We start from the raw sequence: 16,810 nt of genomic DNA, 5'->3' as shown, positions 1-16,810 counted from the left end.
CAGGAAGTCGTGCTGCCGTTTCGCTATGATCCTGGCCGCTTTCTCTCCACCGAGTCGAATATGTCAGCTGTTGATCTGGGCACAGCCCCGCTATCTCGCCTTTTCTGGCGTTACGTAACCCCGACCGTGGCGGCCATGCTGATCACCGGCATCTATGTCACCATCGATGGCATCTTCGTTGGCCATGTGCTGGGTCAGGATGGCATGGCCGGTCTGATGCTGGCTTATCCCATCTGCGCCGTGCTCTATGCGGTGGGGGCGCTGATCGGCATGGGGGCCTCGTCGCTGGTCTCCTTCTATCTGGGGCAGGGCAATCCGGCCAAAGCCCGCCATATTGTCGGCAATGCGCTGGTGATGGTGTTGCTGGCCTCGGCACTGCTCAGTTTTATCGGGAGCCGTTATGGCGAGCCCATGCTGGCCTGGATGGGGGCGGAGGGGGAGATCTTCACCGCCGGGCTCTCCTACCTGCAGGCCTACGCCTGGCTTGGCGTCTTTGCGGTGCTGTCGATGGCGTTCAGCTCGCTGCTGCGCAACGATGGCCGCCCCGGGTTTGTCACCCTCATCATGGTGGTCGGGGGGCTGCTCAACGTGCTGCTCGACTATCTGCTGATGGCGGTGTTTCCGTTCGGACTGGCCGGGGTGGCGACCGCCACCATGCTCTCCCAGGCAGTGACGGGCCTCGCCTGCCTGTGGCACTTCTTCACGCCGCGCAGCCAGCTGCGGATAAGCTGGGACACCTTGCGCCCCGATCTGCGGCTGATGGGCGAGACGGTGCGCCTCGGGGTCTCCAGTTTTCTGATGTACCTCTATCTCTCAGTGGTGCTGGCACTGCACAACAAGGCGTTGCTGGCGGTCGGCACTTCGCTGCATGTGGCCGCCTACGGGGTGATCAGTTACACCGAGGCCTTCTTCTATCTGGTGTTTGAGGGGATCGCCATGGGTATCCAGCCCATCGCCAGCTTCAACGCAGGAGCCGGTCACTGGCGGCGGGTGTTGCGGATCCGCAATCTGGCACTCGGAGTGACGTTGGGGATCGCCCTGTGCGCCATGTTCCCGCTTTATCTGTGGCCGGAGGCGGCGGTCTATCTGTTTGCCGGCGACAACGCCACCTTGCTGCCGGTGGCGAGCCTCGGGATCTGGCTCTACTTCTGGGGGCTGCCGATGGAGGGCTTGCTGCTGGTGGGGGCCACCTACTTCCAGGCCATCAATCGCGCCCGCATCGCCTCCCTGCTCACCGGTGGCAAGCTGGTGCTGATCGGCGGTTTCTTGTGGGGATTCTCGACCCTGTGGGGCGTGCCCGGGGTCTGGCTGGCATTGCCAACGTGCAGCTCATTGCTGGTGTTGGTGATGTGGCGGGCGATGCGTCGGGAGTCCGGCGCCCACGCGCTGGCCGGATAGATAATCAGGTTCGACGTGCAGATAGCAGACAGGCAGCCATGGGCGGCCTGTTTTGTTAGAGGATGTTTTGTTAACGGGCTCTGCCGATTCAGGGCTTGAAGGCACCGATAAAGATTGCGGGATCGACCCGGGTGTCGTTGAGGCTGACGTTCCAGTGCATATGGGGGCCGGTGGCGCGGCCGGTCGAACCGACTCGCCCGACGATGCCGCCACGCGGCAGGCTCTGGCCGAGCTTCACATCGATCTTCGACATGTGGCAGAACATGCTGATGAGCCCCTGACCGTGGTCGACAAAGACGGTATTGCCATTGAAGAAGTAGTTGCCGATCAGGATCACCTTGCCTGCGGCGGGGGACTTGATCGGGGTGCCGGCGCCGACAGCGAAGTCGAGGCCGGAGTGGGGATTGCGCTCCTCGCCATTAAAGAAGCGACGCAAGCCAAACGGGCTGGAGAGGGGGCCGTTGACCGGCTTGTCGAACAGCAGGTTGCTTGGCTGGTTGGGGCTGAAGGTCTGGTAAGCCCGGGTCTGCTCCGCCAGCTCGCGGTTGATACGTGTCATATCCTCGGCAAGCGGATTGACCTGACGGCTGTTCTTTAGCTTGATGTGCTGCTCGCGGTAGTGCTTGGGGGTCACGGTGAAGCCGAGAGTACGGCCATCACCTGTGGTCAGTTGCTGGGCGCCGGGCGTGCTTTTCAGAGAGATGCCGACGATGGCGATCCACTGGTTGTCTTCGCGCACTACCAGCACGGGTTTGTCGTGATAGCGGGCCGTGGGGGCTGTGGGGGACGCGCCAAGAGGGATTACCGCAACGCCACCCGGCACCGGGTGGTTGAGCAGGCGACTGATAAAACCCTCGGCCAGGGCTGACTGGCTGGCCAGTAACAACAACAGACAACACACAACTCTCATGACGATACACTCGATGTTAAAACGCCCGGGATGGCGGGGTGACAACCCCCTGTCCGGCATTCGTCGATCACTAAAGGGTGACCACGACACGCTGGCCACGACAGGTGCGGCTGGGGGAGGGAGCAGATTGTGCCTCGTTATGGTCGAGGCAGCCAGAGGCGGGGCGTGGCTGACGCCCATTTTGTGCATCGCTGCGTCAGGTTTTATGTCGTGGTCGGGCCGCTTCGCCATTGAGTCGCCCCCGCCCTGGCTCTAGAATCGGCTTCCGGCACTGATGCCACCGACACTCCGAGGAGACGATATGAACGGATTACCCCCTTTGCGCACCACTCCGGCCCGGTACACGACAGGTCGTGGCTGGCTCTGGGTTCGCAGCGGGTTCGATATCTTCAACAAGGGGATGGGGATCAGCGTGGCCATGGTGCTGGTCTGGTTTATGGTGGGTATGCTGCTGGAGCAACTGCCAGCGGGTGGCCTTATCTCCCAGCTGCTCTACATGGTGTGGGGCGCGGGTTGGGTGGCGGCCGCCGCTCGGGGTTATCTGGGGGAGCCGCTGCAGTTTGCCGATCTCTTCGCCGGTTTTCGCCACAAGCTGACCCCGCTGATGCTAGGCGGTCTGCTGGTGTTGCTGCTGTTTAGCCTGGTTGGCCTCGTCTGCCTCGGTCTGCTCTCCATGTGGGGGCTGCTCCCGCTGCTGACGCAGGATCCCGAGAGCATGGTGGTCTCAGCCAGCCAGTTGCAACAACTGCTGCTGGTATTGCTGGTGGGGATGCTGCTCATCATTCCCGTGCTGATGGGGGTCACCTTTGCTCCGGCGCTGATCTACCACCACGATATCGGCATCATCCAGGCGGTACGGCTGAGCTTCGCTGGCTGCTGGCGCAATATGTGGCCTTTCTTCTGGTGGGGGCTGCTCTCAGCTATTTTGTTGCTGTTTGGCGCTGTGCTGTTACTGGTAGGTCTGCTGGTGGTGATCCCGGCGCTCAACTACTCCATCTATGTGGCTTATCGGGATATTTTCCTGGACGAGAGTGCGCAGCCGGAAGCGCCGCACTCAGAACCATTCGGATTTGAAGCCTGATCAAGGGATCAGATTGAAGAAGGGGCCCGCAGAGGCCCCTTCTTCATGATCGGGTTTGAGGTGTGTTCACTCCTGCCAGATGGGATCCGCCGTCATGCGAGCCAGCAGAAAATCGAGGAAGCTGCGCAGCAGTGGCGACATCTGCTTGCGGGTGGCATATACCCCGTATACGCCGAGCCGCTTGGGCTGCCAGTCGGTCAGCAGGGGTACCAGTTCCCCGCGCTCCAGATAGGGTTGTGCCGAGTAGCGGGGTTGCAGGCTGATCCCGGCACCTTCCAGTGTTGCCTCCAGCAGCAGATTGGAGATATTGGCACTCAGGTTACCGCTGACCGGCACTGACTCGGGACCATCCGGTCCATTGAACTCCCACAGGCTCTTGCCGAAGTAGGTGTAGGTGAGGCAGTTGTGCAGCGCCAAATCCTGCACCTTGTGTGGCATCGGATGACGGGCCAGATAGGCCGGGCTGGCACAGACTACCGAGTGGCAGGTACCGAGACGGCGTACCACCAGATTGGGGTCGAGGTCGTTGGTGATGCGCACCGCCAGATCGATCCGCTCCTCTACCAGATTGACGGTTCTGTCGAGCAGCAGAATGTCGATGGCCGTCCCCGGGTATTGCGCCAGATAGTCGTTGGCAGCCCCGACCAGCAAGGCTTCCGACAGGGAGTAGCTGCTGGTGATCCGCAGTTGCCCCTTGGGGGCGTCATCTCCCTTCACGGCGATCTGCTCCATCTCTTCGCCGAGCGCCAGCATGGCGCGGGCCCGGTTCAGCGCCTCCTCTCCTGGCCCGGTCAGACTCAGACGACGGGTGGTACGGTGCAGCAGGCGGGCGCCCATCCAGCTCTCCAGCTCGGCCAGATAGCGAGACACCATGGCGCGCGACATATCCAGTTTCTCTCCGGCGCCGCTCAGGCTCCCTTGTTCGACTACGCTGACAAAGACCCGCAAGGCGGTCAGTCGATCCATGTACGGCTCTCTATATGTTCGATATGTGCAACAGTGATGCGCTTTTTATGCTGTATTTGCACCTTAAGTGATCCAATACACTGTGTCCATCAAATGAACCCCCGAATACTTAATGAGGAATAGATGATGAACAACACCCTGATCCGCAACCTGACTCTGGCGACCACCCTGCTGAGTGGCGCCGCACTGGCCGCCCCCCTGAGCGTGACCGTCTACAACCCTGGCGAGAAGGCGATCTTCCCGGTCTCCTCCTCACTGGTGACCGGTGACAAAGAGGCCATCCTGATCGATGCCCAATTCGATGTGCAAAATGGTCAGGCGCTGGTCGACATGATCAAGAAGAGTGGCAAGAAGCTGACCACTGTCTATATCAGTGCCGGTGACCCCGACTTCTACTTCGGTCTGGAGCCGGTCATGGCGGCGTTCCCGGATGTCAAAGTGCTGGCCGATCAGCATGTGGTTGACCACATCAACCAGACCAAGGATGCCAAGCTGAGCTACTGGAGCCCGATCCTCGGCAAGGGCGCACCGAAGAGCCTGACCGTGCCGCAAGTGATGACCGCCAGCCACCTGACGCTGGATGGCGAGAAGATTGAGATCAAAGAGATGAACACCCCGAATGCCTACCTCTGGGCCCCTTCCATCAAGACTGCTTTTGGTGGTGTACCGGTCTACCACGGGGTGCATGTCTGGATGGCGGACAGCCAGACCAAGGCGGCCCGCAGTAACTGGGTCAAGGCGCTGGACAACCTGCTGGCCCTGAAACCCGAGCGCGTGGTACCGGGCCACTTCCTGGGCACTGCTCCCAAAGGCACTGCTGCTGTGAGCTTTACCCGTGACTATGTAGAGCGTTTCGAACAGGAGCTGGCGAAGGCGAAAAACTCCGGTGAGCTGATTGAGGCTCTGAAGAAGGCCTATCCGGCACTGCCGGTTGACGATGGTCTGGCCATCGGTGCCAAGGTCAATACCGGCGAGATGAAGTGGTAAGCCACTGAGCCTGCTTTCCCTGTGTTTTTTTACCGGGCCTAAGGGCCCGGTTTTTTATCCGAGATTGAAGTGAGAATGAAGATGAGCGAACCACAAACCACCCTCCATTATGTCTATGACCCGCTCTGTGGCTGGTGCTACGGTGCCGCCCCCCTGTTGCAGGCGGCAGCCACCATGGCCGGACTCAAGATCGAGCTGCATGCGGGCGGTCTCTGGATGGGTAGTCGCCGTCAGCCGATGGGCGAGGCATTGCGTGATTATGTGCGCCCCCATGATCAGCGGATCGAAGCGCTGACCGGCCAGCATTTTGGCGAGCGCTACTTTAACGAACTGCTGCTGCGGGAAGGCTGTCTGCTGGACTCCGAGCCGCCGATCCGTGCGGTTTTGGCCGTCACGGCGTTGGGGGGCGATGGGCTGGTCATGTTGCACCGGATCCAGAAATTCCACTATCGGGACGGGATCTGGATTGGTGAGCCAGCGTTTCTAGCCACGCTGGCGGCAGAGCAGGGGATTGCAGCCGAGGCATTTCAGCAAGCTTATCTGCAGGCCCCCTTGCTGCAACATCTGGCAGATAGCCAGGGCTGGATGAAACGGCTGGGCGGTCAGGGTTATCCCACCCTTGGGTTGATGCACAACGGTAAGGTGAGTGCTGTTCGAGTGGCTGACTTTTTGGGCGATCCTGCCGGGTTGCGTCAGCATCTTCTTGAGTTGATGGAATAGTTATTAGAATGTGAACGGACAAGGTCTCTTTAGAATTGGAATGAACGGGCCGATATTCCTGTATGCAGAAGCGATATGAAAGCCTTCGACTTTCTGCTTGCAGACTATGCTCTATGTGACCATTCCCGGCGGATGTTGCGGGAGTGCAGACTCATTTCAAGGAAGCCCCCATATGTTCAAAAACATGTCTATCGGCCAGAAACTGAGTGCCGGATTCGCCATCCTGGCACTGCTGGTACTGGGCTTGGCCTGGTTCTCCATCAGCCAGTTGGCAAAGCTCTATGGTGATACCGAAACCATTACTGACAACCTGCTGCCGTCAACCCGCTATGCCAGCCAGATGCATGTTGCGATTCTGGATGCGCGCCGCTCAGAGCTGGCCCAGGTCATCGGTGGTCTGAACAAGGATGATCAAGAGGTAAGCGATCGCACTCTGACCTTTAATAAGGCCAAGCAGGAGTTTGAACAGGCCGCCCAAAAATACGGTGCTTTACCTTTCACTACTGGTGAAGAGAAACAGGTTTATGAGCAGGTGGTTGCGGCGGGGGCCAAGTATTTTGCGGTGCATGACCAACTGTTGAGCGCCTTTGCTGCTGGCGATCTGGAGCGAGTCAGAAGTCTGCGCAAAAACGAAACCCGGGTCGCGCTGGAGGAGGTGGGAGCAAAATCCTTCCGCTTGCGGGAAATCAATAACGAGATTGCGGCCCAGATGACAAAAGATGTGGAGGCGCTCTACAGCAGTGCCAGAACCATGAGCATCATCGTTAGTCTGGTGACGCTGGGTTTTGTGGTGGCAATTGCCTGGCTGCTGACTGGTCAGATCCGCAACCCCGTGATGGCGTTACTGGAACAGACCCGTCGTGTCTCCTCTGGTGATCTCACCTCCCGTATCGATATGCAGCAGTTCAACAATGATGAACTGGGAACCCTTGCCAAAGGGTTTGGTGAGATGCAGACCAATCTGCGCACCCTGGTGAGTGAAGTGTCGGGCTCTGTGGTTCAACTGAGTTCCGCTGCGGAGGAGATCAGCTCTGTTGCCAGCCAGTCAGCCAACAATATGAATGCTCAGCAACATGAGCTGAACCAGCTGGCGACGGCGATGAACGAGATGCAGGCTACGGTGCAGGAGGTCTCTCGCAACACCAGCGATGCGGCCAGTGCCGCCACCTCGGCCAGCGAAACGGCAGAGATTGGTGCGCAAACGGTGAATGACTCCATTCTGCGCATCGAGCGGGTCGCCGGTGCTATCGAGAGCACTGCGGTGGTGATCCGCCAACTGGGCGATGACAGCCGCAATATCGGTATGGTGCTGGAGGTGATCCGCGGTATTGCCGAACAGACCAACCTGCTGGCATTGAACGCCGCCATTGAAGCGGCCCGTGCCGGTGAGCAGGGGCGGGGGTTTGCGGTGGTGGCCGATGAGGTGCGTACTCTGGCCAAGCGCACTCAGGACTCCACCTCCCAGATCAACACCATCATTGCCGAGTTGCAGCAGCGTGCCGAACAGGCCGGCAGTACAATGCAACAGAGTCAGGAGCTGATGAACACCACGGTTGCTACCGCGCGGGAAGCTGGCGAGTCCATCTCCCAGATCAGTGGCTCGGTCAGCAGCATCTCCCACATGAACATCCAGATTGCAACGGCCACGGAAGAGCAGGGCGCGGTGAGCGAGGAGCTCAACCGTAACGTGGTCAATATCAGTCATGCTTCCGAAGAGGTGGCCGCCGGTGCCACCCAGATGGCTCAGGCGTGCAACGAGTTGAACCACCTGGCTACCCAACTGCAGGATATGGTGCGCCGTTTCAGGGTGTAATCCATCGGCGAGTCAAACAGCCCGATTACCGCAAGGTGGTCGGGCTTTTCTGTTTTGGAGGGGCAGCCAGAGAGGCTCACTGCAAGTGGATGACTTGTCCCGCCGGACGATATTGTGCATGCTGATGGCCCATTTTCCAGGCAGGACTCTTGCTGTATGAATCTTCGCGATCTCGAATATCTGGTGGCGCTGGATGAGGAAAAACATTTTCGCAAAGCCGCTGAACGCTGCTTTGTCAGTCAACCCACCCTGAGCGGCCAGCTGCGCAAGCTGGAAGATGAACTCGGGGTCATTCTGATCGAACGTACCTCGCGCAAGGTGCTGTTTACTCCGGCTGGCGATGCCATGGCCCATCAGGCGCGTCGGGTGCTCAAGGAGGTGCGCGAGCTCAAGAGCATCGGTCAGCACTTCTCCGAGCCGATGTCCGGGGAGATCCATATCGGTTTCATTCCGACCGTGGGCCCCTACCTGTTGCCCCGCATTATCCAGACCCTGCGTGAGCGTTTCCCCCAGCTGGAGTTCTACCTCTATGAGGAGCAGACCCAAACCCTGCTCAAGCGGTTGGAAGAGGGGGAGCTGGATTGCGTCATTCTGGCCGAGATGCCGGGGATGGAAGGGTTTGGTTCAATCCAGCTCTATCATGAGCCGATGTGGTTGGCTGTGCCTTGCCATCACCCCGAAGCACAGGCCAGACAGGTGCCACTCGGTAATCTCAAGGGCAAGAAATTGCTGATGCTGGCCGATGGCCACTGTTTGCGGGATCAGGCGATGGGATTCTGTTTCGCCGGCGGGATAGGTGAGGATCAACGCTTCAAGGGGACCAGTCTGGAGACGCTGCGCAACATGGTGGCCGCCGGTAGCGGCATGACCCTGGTGCCAAAGTTGGCCGTACCTGCCGATCATGATGAAGGCGGGGTGAGCTATCGACCTGTGGTTGACCCTGTGCCGGGGCGTACCATCTCGCTGCTCTATCGCCACTACTCGGTGCGTCGCCCCTGCTTCAATGAGCTGGCGGCCTCGATCGCCACGCTGATGAGCAAGCAGTTGGCCCAATAAAAAAACCGGCAGCCAAGGCTGCCGGTTTTGCTTCTGCCGTAAGAGCAGCTTAGAAGATATCGTCGGTTGAGACAGGCCCTTCCACATCGGGGTTGTCACCGCCGTAGACCTGATTGCCATCCGAGCTCGGTGCTGCATAGCGGGTCGGCTCGGTCCCTTCCTTGAAGTATTCGTCGGTGCCGCCACTGGTTGCCAGCAGGCCGGTTTCGCTATCAATCTTCACTGTCATGATCCCTTCGGGAACCGGCATCTTGTGCTCCGGCAGCTTTTTGAGGGCGACTTTCATGAAGTCGATCCAGATAGGCTGCGCGGCGCCACCGCCAAATTCGGCACGGCCAAGACCACGCTGGTGGTTGTCAAAACCGATCCAGGAGGTAGCTACGATGTCCGGGGTGTAGCCGGAGAACCAGGCATCCCGCGATTCGTTGGTGGTACCGGTTTTACCGGAGATGTCGTGACGTTTCAGGTCGCGGGCTGCACGCCAGCCGGTACCACGCCAGCCGTTGCCCCCCCAGATGGCCGTGCTCAGGGTGTCAGTGATCAGGAATGCGCTCTGGGCACTGATGGTATGCGGGGCGATGGTTGGCGCGAGAGGGGTCTGCGTGCCATCTTGTGCGGCTCCATCAACAGTTGGCTCTGGCAGTGTGCTCTGCTCGGGCGCGGCCTGCTGCTCGCAGGTGGTGCAAGCAATAGCAGGATTGGCCTGATAGAGGGTGTTCTCCAGACTGTCGGTCACTTTGTCGATGAAGTATGGGGTCACCAGGAAGCCACCGTTGGCCAGAACCGAGTAACCACGCACTACCTCGAGGGGGGTGAATTCAGCAGCTCCCAGTGCCAGCGACTCATGGGGAGAGATGAAGTCGCGAGGGAAACCAAAGCGGGTCAGACCGTCGATATAGGTATCCAGACCGATGGCGCGCATCAGTCGAACCGACATCACGTTCTTGGATTTGGCCAGTCCCAGACGCAGCGGGGTGGGGCCATCATAAACGGCAGGGGAGTTCTTGGGCTGCCACATGGGCCCTTTTGACGGATCCCACTGGTTGATCGGCGCATCGTTGATGAGCGATGCCAGGGTATAGCCATGCTCCAGAGCGGTCGCATAGAGGAAAGGCTTGATATTGGAACCGATCTGGCGACGCGCCTGATCGACCCGGTTGAATTTGGAGAGTTCGAAGCTGAAACCACCGACCAGTGCTTCCAGCGCCCCATTTTTCGGGTTCATGGCAACCAGCGCGGCGTTGACGTCCGGGATTTGGGCCAGCAGCAACTCTTCGCCCTCTTCCCGCACCCAGATCTGGGCGCCGACTTTCAGCACATCGCGCGCCGATTTCGGGGCATAGCTCTGGCGGTCGTCGGTAATAAAGGAGCGGGCCCATTTAATACCGTTCCAGCCGAGCTCTGCTTCCTTGCCATTCTTCAGTACCAGCGTGGCGCTGCGATCACCGAGCTTGGTCACGACCGCCGCCATCAGCGGATCATAAGTGGGCTGCTTGCCAAGGTGAGCGACAATCTGCTCGTAATCCCAGGCTGTCTCGCCAGCCTTCCACAGCTGAGCCGTCGGGCCGCGATAGCCGTGGCGCATGTCATAGGCAAAAACGCCATCCAGCAGTGCCTGTCTTGCCGCCCGCTGACGTTCGGCAGAGACGGTAGTGTAGACGTGCAGGCCCATGGTGTAGGCATCTTCACCGAACTGCTCGACCATCTTCTGGCGCACCATTTCACCGAGATAGGGGGCGTGCAGGGTCACTTCGGCGCCGTGAAAACGGGCCTTGATCGGCATCTTGGACGCTTCGTCAAACTGGGCCTGGGTGATCTTGCCAGTTTCCAGCATCCGGCCCAGCACAACGTTGCGGCGAGCAAAGGCGCGCTCGGGAGAGCGGATGGGGTTGAGCATGGAGGGGGCTTTTGGCAGACCGGCAATGATGGCGATCTCGTCAAGTCCCAGATCCTTTACCTCTTTACCAAAGTAAACCTGTGCCGCAGCACCGATCCCGAAGGAGCGATAACCAAGGGGGATCTTGTTGAGGTAGAGTTCGAGGATCTCGTCTTTTGAGAGATTCTGCTCGATCCGCCAGGCCAGGAAGACCTCCTTGATCTTGCGGATGATGGTCTTCTCATTGCTCAGGAAGAAGTTGCGGGCAACCTGCTGGGTGATGGTACTGGCCCCCTGACGGGCATGGCCGGAAACAGCCCAGACGGATGCGGCTCGAATGATACCAATCGGGTCAATGCCCGGGTGCTCATAGAAACGTGCATCTTCGGTCGCCAGTACGGCATCGATCATGGGTTGCGGAATTTCGTCCAGACGCAGCGGAATGCGACGAATTTCGCCATATTGGGCGATCAACTCCCCATCCCGGCTGTAAACCCGCATCGGGGTTGCCAGCTTGACGTCACGCAGTGCGGTGACATCGGGCAGTTGGGGTTTGATATAGAAGTAGATACCGATGAGGCTGGCGACACCCAGCACTGCACCCAGCATCATGACAATAAACAGGCGAACGAGCCATTTCAGCATGGAAGAACTACCAATCGTCTTAAAATTAGCCAACGGGCGCAGAGTATAGCCCTTTTGCCATCGGGAATTCGAGGTTTTCCTGTGGCGAGCCACCCACCTCAAAAGGATGCGAGAGGTTAGCACTACGTGGAGCAATAACCAAGGAGGGCCACTTGCCATGAAGAAAGCGAGATGGGTCACTTTTCGGCATAAACTTTATGACATTGATAGTTAGAGCATTTAGGATGAGTGAAGCACTCCTCTGATCGGGTGTCCTACACTCTGTTCAGGAATAAAACCAAATAACGCATGGATGTGTATATGTTTGGGCTTTTTAACAAGGGATCCCTCCTCCCCCTGGTGGGCATTGATTTTGGCAGCCAGACCATCAAGGCCGTTACCCTCAGTGGCCGACCCGGCAAGCTTCATCTCGAATCGGTCGCCGATATTGCCACCCCGAAAGGGACGCTGGTTGACTATCAATTGCAGGATATCGAGCGTGTCAGCCAATCTCTCAAGACCCTCAAGCGCCTGATCCCAGCTCACAGTGACTATGCCGCCACTGCGGTGACCGGTTCCAATGTGATAACCAAGGTGATCCAGATTGATGCCCGCCTCAGTGACAAGGAGCTGGAGAATCAGGTGCAGCTGGAGGCCGAGCAGATCATTCCCTTCCCCCTCGATGAAGTGAGCCTCGACTTTGAGGTGCTGAGCACCAACAACAGTGAAGATCGTCAGGATGTGCTGCTGAGCGCAGCCCGCACCGAGAGTGTCAACGGCCGGGTCAGCGCTCTTGCCGAAGCTGGTATTGCCGTCAAGGTGGTGGATGTGGGGGCCCACGCGCTGGGCCGTGCCGTGGTGGCCTGCCTGCCCGAATTGCTGGAGAGTGAACGGCCAATCGGAGTGATCGACATTGGTGCCAGTGCCATGACCTTTGCGGCGCTGGTCAAGGGGGAGGTGATCTACTCCCGCTTGCAAAACTTCGGCGGCGATCAATACAGCCAGGCGCTCTCCTCCTTTTATGGCATGACGTTGGATGAAGCTGAGCAGGCTAAAACCAAAGGTACCTTGCCAGTTGACCATGAGCTGGATGTGCTGATGCCCCACATCAACTCGCTGCTGCAGCAAGTGCGGCGCAATATCCAGCTGTTTTGCAGTTCATCCGGTTATCGCGACATCGCAAAACTGGTGCTGACGGGGGGAGGCAGTCTACTGCCCGGTTTGTTGGTGCAGGTAAAAGAAGAGGTCAATTGCGAGGTGTTGCACCCGGATCTGTTCGCCCTGTTTGGCAAACCAAAAGGGGAGGCCGAACTGGTACATGGTGCTAAATATATGACGGCATTCGGGTTGGCTCTGAGGAGTTTTACACCATGTCAAATATAAACCTTCTCCCCTGGCGTGAAGCCCGAGCCCAGCGCCAAAAGAAACAGTTCGGGGCCTTGCTGGGGATTTTTGTGCTGGCCACGGTCGCGCTGGGATTTTTTGCCAACTGGCTGGTTGATCGCCAGATCGTCGCCCAGCAGCAGCGCAACCAGCGGCTGGTTCAGGAGATGACTATTCTGGATGCCCAGCTGGGGGAGATCCGTCTGCTCAAAGAGCGTCGCAAGGAGCTGATCGATCGGATGCAGCTCATCGAGCAGTTGCAGATGCGCCGCAATGTGCCCGTTCGCCTCTTTAATCAACTGCCTTCACTGGTGCCCAACGGGGTTTACCTCAACACACTTTCGATGCAGAACAATATTATTGATGTTAATGGCAAGACCGAAGCCTATGGTCGGGTGGCCAGCATGATGCGGCGGATTGATGGTTCCGGTTGGTTGGGTCAGGCAAAGATAAGCACTATTTTTGCGGCTGATGTTGCGCCAGTGTCATTGAGCCAGTTTTCCATGATGTTCCTGATCGCCAACAATGCTGCGGCTGCAGGGAATGTGGCCAAGGAGCAACAATGAACCTTCAGCAACTCAACGAGTTGGATATCAATGACATAGCAAGCTGGCCAAAATGGGCAAAAGGGGTCTTCATCTTTTTCTGCTGCGTGTTGACCGGCGGCGCCATCTACTACTACGTGATTGCCAACTCACTGACCAGTTTGACTCAGGAAGCGGGGAAAGAGACCGAACTGAAAGCCCAGTTTGAAAGCAAGGCGATGCTGGCTGCCAACCTGGGGGCATACAAGGCGCAAATGGTTCAGCTTGAGCAACTGGTCGATACCCAGCTCAAGCAGTTGCCCAATACCCATGAGGTCGCCGGGCTGCTGGACGATATCAGCTTTATTGCTACCGACAACGGCTTGAAATTGAACCGGATCAACTGGGAACCTGAGGTCAAGCACGAGTTTTCGACAGAGCTACCGATGCGTATCGAAGTCGTGGGCACTTACCATCAAATTGGCAAGTTCACCGCTGACATGGCCGCTTTGCCCCGTATCGTCATTCTTGACTCCTTCACTCTGGGTCAGAGCAAGGATGAAGGGGAGCTGATTTCGATGTCGATGTTGGCCAAGACCTACAAGTACAACGGTAAAACAGTGGAGCCGAAACAATGAGACGCATCTGCTGGTTGTTGCCTGCTCTCTTGCTGGCGGCCTGTGGTGGCCAGGAGGACATGGATAGCTATGTCGCCCAGACCAAAGCAAGGCCACCCATACCTATCGAGCCCTTGCCCGAACTGAAGCCTTTTGCCCCTATGCACTACCAGCAACGCGAGTTGCGCAGCCCCTTCATGGTTCCCCAACCTGAGGCGACGGTCGGAAGTACAAGCACTGCCAAGGCCCAGCCGGATTGTGCTCAGACCCTGATGGATCGTGAGAAAGAGGTGCTGGAAAATTATTCGCTGGCCAGTCTGTCGATGCATGGTTCTTTGGGTAAGGCGGGTCAGTTGTGGGCCTTGATCAGCACCCCGGATGGCAAATCGATGCGGGTCGGGCTCAACCAGTATATGGGGCTTGATCAGGGCCGGGTCATCAAGATCACTGACACTGCCGTGGATTTGCTGGAAACCATTCCGGACGGGAAGGGGTGCTGGGTAACAAGAGAAACCCAGTTGGCAATGGCCAATGTGCAAGAAAAACAATAATCAGGGACGAACAGCAATGAGAACAACAATAGAGAGTGTATCCAAAGTAGCTTTGCTGTTTTGCGCCAGCGCCCTCAGTCAGGCGTGGGCAGTGGCAACCCTGCAGGAGATCAAGGTCAATCCGCTGCTTGCTGATCAATTGCTGGTGGAGCTCAGTTTCAGTGAGCCGGTCACTGGCTTTACCGATCGTCTCTCTTATCAGCCCAATCAGCTGTTGTTGCACGTTCCCGGTGCGGTAGGGGCACTTAAAGTGAACCCGCTGCCGATCCAGCGCCTGGGGGTAGATAATATCAAGGTTGAGGGGAAGGGCGCAGGTCTGGATATCAAGATCGCACTCGATCAGCTTGCTCCCTATCAGGTGCAGCAACAGGGGAACAAATTACTGGTGTCATTGGGCGAGGGGGCCTCTTCCGGGCTCATCAATGGTGAGAGCGCGCTGATTGCACCCGCAACCTCGGCTACTCCTATGCCAGCGCCCTCTTCGATGGCGGCCACACCCTCTCCCTCGGCGCTGCTCAATCCTCAAGTCGTTGCCCGGTCTATGCCTGTTGCACCCGTGACAACGCCGGTAGCCACACAGCCTGCCAGCAAGCCGGTGCTTAACAACTATCAGAGCAGTGGGGGCGGTGCCTATTTCAACTCGGTTACCGGTGTGGATTTTCGTCGTGGCAAGGATGGTCAGGGGGAGTTTCTGGTCACGCTGGATAACAGCTCGGCCGCCGTCGATGTGAGCAGCCGAGGCCAGACCGTACTGGCCAAGTTTCATGGCACTCGGGTACCGGATGGCTTGCTTAATCTGATCAATGTGCAGGATTTCGCAACGCCGGTCTCTCAGGTTGAAGTCTCCCGGCAGGGCAGTGATACCCTGTTTGAACTGTCGATCAATGGTCAGTTTGATTACCGTTACGATCAGGCGGACAAGCTCTTCATTATCGAGGTAAAAAAGCGGACGACGGCCACGGCATCCAAGCAGTATCAGGGCAAACCCATCTCATTGAACTTTCAGGATATTCCAGTCCGTACCGTATTGCAGCTTATTGCCGATTTCAACAACCTTAACTTGGTAACCACAGATTCGGTATCAGGCAATATTACCCTGCGTCTGGATGGGGTGCCGTGGGAGCAGGCGCTCGACATTATTTTGAAGGTGCGGGGTCTGGATAAGCGGCTGGATAACAACATCTTGCTGGTAGCGCCTGCAGAAGAGATCGCAACACGCGAGAAGCAACAGCTGGAGAGCCGAAATCAGGTTGCCGATTTGGCTCCGCTCTATACCGAGTATCTGCAGATAAACTATGCCAAGGCCTCGGAAGTGGCTGCCCTGCTCTCTTCCGAAAGTACCAAGTTGCTGTCACCCCGTGGTGCGGTGAGCGTGGACGAGCGAACCAACGTGCTGGTGGTCAAGGATACCGCCGATGTCATCAGCAGCATCAAACGGATGCTCGATATCCTCGATATTCCGGTCAAGCAGGTGGTTATCGAGGCGAGGATGGTGACCATTGATGACGGTTTTGATGAAGCGCTCGGGGTGCGCTGGGGGGTGACCAAGAATGATGGTCATGGCAACAGTACGTCCGGTTCTATCGAGGGGAATGATGGCTCTGGTAATAACAATGGAGGCTCGGCGATCAACCCTCGGCCATCAGCTGACGATCGGTTGAACGTCAACCTGCCGGTGACCAATGCGGCCGGTACCCTGGCCTTCCAGGTAGCCCGTCTGGCCGATGGCACCTTGCTGGATCTCGAGTTGTCGGCGCTGGAAAAAGAGAGCAAAGCCGAGATTATCGCCAGTCCGCGGGTGACCACGGCGAACCAGAAACCGGCGCTGATCGAGCAGGGTACCGAGATCCCCTATGTGGAGTCCTCTTCCAGTGGTGCTACCTCGGTTACCTTCAAGAAGGCGGTATTGAGCCTGAAGGTGACCCCGCAGATCACCCCTGACAATCGGGTGATTCTCGACCTGACCGTGACCCAGGATACCAAGGGTGAAACGGTACCGACCGGTACCGGTGATGCGGTTTCCATCAACGCCCAGTCCATCACCACTCAGGTGTTGGTGAACAATGGCGAGACGCTGGTGCTGGGCGGCATCTATCAGCAGACCATCAAGAGCGATGTGACCAAGGTGCCGCTGCTGGGTGATATTCCCGGATTGGGGGCCTTGTTCCGCAAGACCACCAGCGAGAACAAAAAGCGGGAGTTGCTGATTTTCGTGACGCCCAAGATAGTCACCGACGCCTTCTGAATGCTTTACATGTGAGGGTAAAACACATATAACCTTACGCCCCAATGAGGCTGGGGCGT

At 58.0% G+C, this 16,810-nt stretch carries 14 protein-coding genes; 11 read left to right on the top strand and 3 right to left on the bottom strand.

Annotated features, from left to right (window positions below; genetic code table 11):
- Positions 1–60 precede the first annotated feature (60 nt).
- Positions 61–1,398 carry an MATE family efflux transporter gene (locus tag LRL22_RS09615; RefSeq protein ID WP_270905273.1) on the top strand — a complete coding sequence of 446 codons (1,338 nt, stop codon included), beginning with the start codon at positions 61–63 and terminating at the stop codon, positions 1,396–1,398.
- A gap of 88 nt (positions 1,399–1,486) precedes the next feature.
- On the opposite strand, the gene LRL22_RS09610 is transcribed toward LRL22_RS09615, so the two are convergent.
- The gene (locus tag LRL22_RS09610) at positions 1,487–2,308 is read right to left on the bottom strand and encodes a peptidoglycan DD-metalloendopeptidase family protein (protein WP_101529520.1); all 822 of its coding nucleotides are present in this window, start codon (positions 2,306–2,308) and stop codon (positions 1,487–1,489) included.
- A 301-nt stretch (positions 2,309–2,609) separates the two neighbouring features.
- On the opposite strand from LRL22_RS09610, the gene LRL22_RS09605 reads away from it, so the two are divergent.
- Positions 2,610–3,389 carry a BPSS1780 family membrane protein gene (locus LRL22_RS09605; RefSeq protein ID WP_270905272.1) on the top strand — a complete coding sequence of 260 codons (780 nt, stop codon included), beginning with the start codon at positions 2,610–2,612 and terminating at the stop codon, positions 3,387–3,389.
- A gap of 66 nt (positions 3,390–3,455) precedes the next feature.
- On the opposite strand, the gene LRL22_RS09600 is transcribed toward LRL22_RS09605, so the two are convergent.
- Positions 3,456–4,355 carry a LysR family transcriptional regulator gene (locus tag LRL22_RS09600; RefSeq protein WP_270905271.1) on the bottom strand — a complete coding sequence of 300 codons (900 nt, stop codon included), beginning with the start codon at positions 4,353–4,355 and terminating at the stop codon, positions 3,456–3,458.
- Positions 4,356–4,481: 126 nt separating this feature from the next.
- Between LRL22_RS09600 and LRL22_RS09595 the strand changes: the two genes are divergently transcribed.
- The 4 genes from LRL22_RS09595 to oxyR all read left to right on the top strand — a co-directional run bounded on the left by LRL22_RS09595 (position 4,482) and on the right by oxyR (position 8,931).
- Positions 4,482–5,342 carry a Vmh family MBL fold metallo-hydrolase gene (locus tag LRL22_RS09595; protein WP_058055949.1) on the top strand — a complete coding sequence of 287 codons (861 nt, stop codon included), beginning with the start codon at positions 4,482–4,484 and terminating at the stop codon, positions 5,340–5,342.
- A gap of 75 nt (positions 5,343–5,417) precedes the next feature.
- Positions 5,418–6,062, top strand: coding sequence for a DsbA family protein (locus LRL22_RS09590; protein ID WP_270905270.1), 645 nt, complete (start codon positions 5,418–5,420; stop codon positions 6,060–6,062).
- Positions 6,063–6,234: 172 nt separating this feature from the next.
- The gene (locus LRL22_RS09585; protein ID WP_151286593.1) at positions 6,235–7,875 is read left to right on the top strand and encodes a methyl-accepting chemotaxis protein; all 1,641 of its coding nucleotides are present in this window, start codon (positions 6,235–6,237) and stop codon (positions 7,873–7,875) included.
- A 156-nt stretch (positions 7,876–8,031) separates the two neighbouring features.
- Positions 8,032–8,931, top strand: a complete 900-nt coding sequence (gene oxyR, locus LRL22_RS09580) for a DNA-binding transcriptional regulator OxyR (RefSeq protein WP_005354003.1) — start codon at positions 8,032–8,034, stop codon at positions 8,929–8,931.
- A 49-nt stretch (positions 8,932–8,980) separates the two neighbouring features.
- On the opposite strand, the gene LRL22_RS09575 is transcribed toward oxyR, so the two are convergent.
- Positions 8,981–11,452, bottom strand: coding sequence for a penicillin-binding protein 1A (locus tag LRL22_RS09575; protein ID WP_042054572.1), 2,472 nt, complete (start codon positions 11,450–11,452; stop codon positions 8,981–8,983).
- Between the two features lie 300 nt (positions 11,453–11,752).
- Here LRL22_RS09575 and tapM point away from each other — a divergent pair, with 300 nt between their 5' ends.
- The 5 genes from tapM to pilQ are packed head-to-tail and all read left to right on the top strand — an operon-like array spanning position 11,753 to position 16,751.
- A complete protein-coding gene (gene tapM, locus LRL22_RS09570; protein ID WP_270905269.1) occupies positions 11,753–12,814 on the top strand; it encodes a PilM family type IVa pilus assembly protein TapM in 1,062 nt (353 codons plus the stop codon).
- Positions 12,802–13,380: a PilN family type IV pilus biogenesis protein TapN gene (tapN, locus tag LRL22_RS09565; RefSeq protein WP_005353997.1), complete on the top strand. Its 579-nt coding sequence runs from the start codon at positions 12,802–12,804 to the stop codon at positions 13,378–13,380. The genes tapM and tapN overlap by 13 nt, the downstream gene beginning before the upstream one ends.
- Complete coding sequence (gene tapO / locus LRL22_RS09560; RefSeq protein ID WP_005353996.1) at positions 13,377–13,976, top strand: PilO family type IV pilus biogenesis protein TapO; 600 nt, start codon at positions 13,377–13,379, stop codon at positions 13,974–13,976. The genes tapN and tapO overlap by 4 nt, the downstream gene beginning before the upstream one ends.
- Entirely contained in the window at positions 13,973–14,506 is a 534-nt protein-coding gene (locus LRL22_RS09555; RefSeq protein WP_005335020.1) for a pilus assembly protein PilP, read from the top strand. The genes tapO and LRL22_RS09555 overlap by 4 nt, the downstream gene beginning before the upstream one ends.
- Positions 14,507–14,522: 16 nt before the next feature.
- A complete protein-coding gene (gene pilQ / locus LRL22_RS09550; RefSeq protein ID WP_270905268.1) occupies positions 14,523–16,751 on the top strand; it encodes a type IV pilus secretin PilQ family protein in 2,229 nt (742 codons plus the stop codon).
- The last annotated feature ends 59 nt before the right edge of the window (positions 16,752–16,810 follow it).

The organism is Aeromonas sp. PI_26 (assembly GCF_027854445.1).
GTDB classification, from domain to species: domain Bacteria; phylum Pseudomonadota; class Gammaproteobacteria; order Enterobacterales; family Aeromonadaceae; genus Aeromonas; species Aeromonas veronii.
Note: the sequence above shows the minus strand (reverse complement) of the source record. Positions and strands in the feature narration are given on the sequence as shown.

Bases quoted from the DNA above. Each gene is read 5' to 3' on its own strand.
- LRL22_RS09590 (WP_270905270.1), top strand. From the start codon at position 5,418: ATGAAGATGAGCGAACCACAAACCACCCTCCATTATGTCTATGACCCG.
- LRL22_RS09555 (WP_005335020.1), top strand. From the start codon at position 13,973: ATGAGACGCATCTGCTGGTTGTTGCCTGCTCTCTTGCTGGCGGCCTGT.
- LRL22_RS09585 (WP_151286593.1), top strand. From the start codon at position 6,235: ATGTTCAAAAACATGTCTATCGGCCAGAAACTGAGTGCCGGATTCGCC.
- tapM (WP_270905269.1), top strand. From the start codon at position 11,753: ATGTTTGGGCTTTTTAACAAGGGATCCCTCCTCCCCCTGGTGGGCATT.
- oxyR (WP_005354003.1), top strand. From the start codon at position 8,032: ATGAATCTTCGCGATCTCGAATATCTGGTGGCGCTGGATGAGGAAAAA.
- LRL22_RS09605 (WP_270905272.1), top strand. From the start codon at position 2,610: ATGAACGGATTACCCCCTTTGCGCACCACTCCGGCCCGGTACACGACA.
- LRL22_RS09615 (WP_270905273.1), top strand. From the start codon at position 61: ATGTCAGCTGTTGATCTGGGCACAGCCCCGCTATCTCGCCTTTTCTGG.
- tapN (WP_005353997.1), top strand. From the start codon at position 12,802: ATGTCAAATATAAACCTTCTCCCCTGGCGTGAAGCCCGAGCCCAGCGC.
- LRL22_RS09600 (WP_270905271.1), bottom strand. From the start codon at position 4,355: ATGGATCGACTGACCGCCTTGCGGGTCTTTGTCAGCGTAGTCGAACAA.
- LRL22_RS09575 (WP_042054572.1), bottom strand. From the start codon at position 11,452: ATGCTGAAATGGCTCGTTCGCCTGTTTATTGTCATGATGCTGGGTGCA.
- tapO (WP_005353996.1), top strand. From the start codon at position 13,377: ATGAACCTTCAGCAACTCAACGAGTTGGATATCAATGACATAGCAAGC.
- pilQ (WP_270905268.1), top strand. From the start codon at position 14,523: ATGAGAACAACAATAGAGAGTGTATCCAAAGTAGCTTTGCTGTTTTGC.
- LRL22_RS09595 (WP_058055949.1), top strand. From the start codon at position 4,482: ATGAACAACACCCTGATCCGCAACCTGACTCTGGCGACCACCCTGCTG.
- LRL22_RS09610 (WP_101529520.1), bottom strand. From the start codon at position 2,308: ATGAGAGTTGTGTGTTGTCTGTTGTTGTTACTGGCCAGCCAGTCAGCC.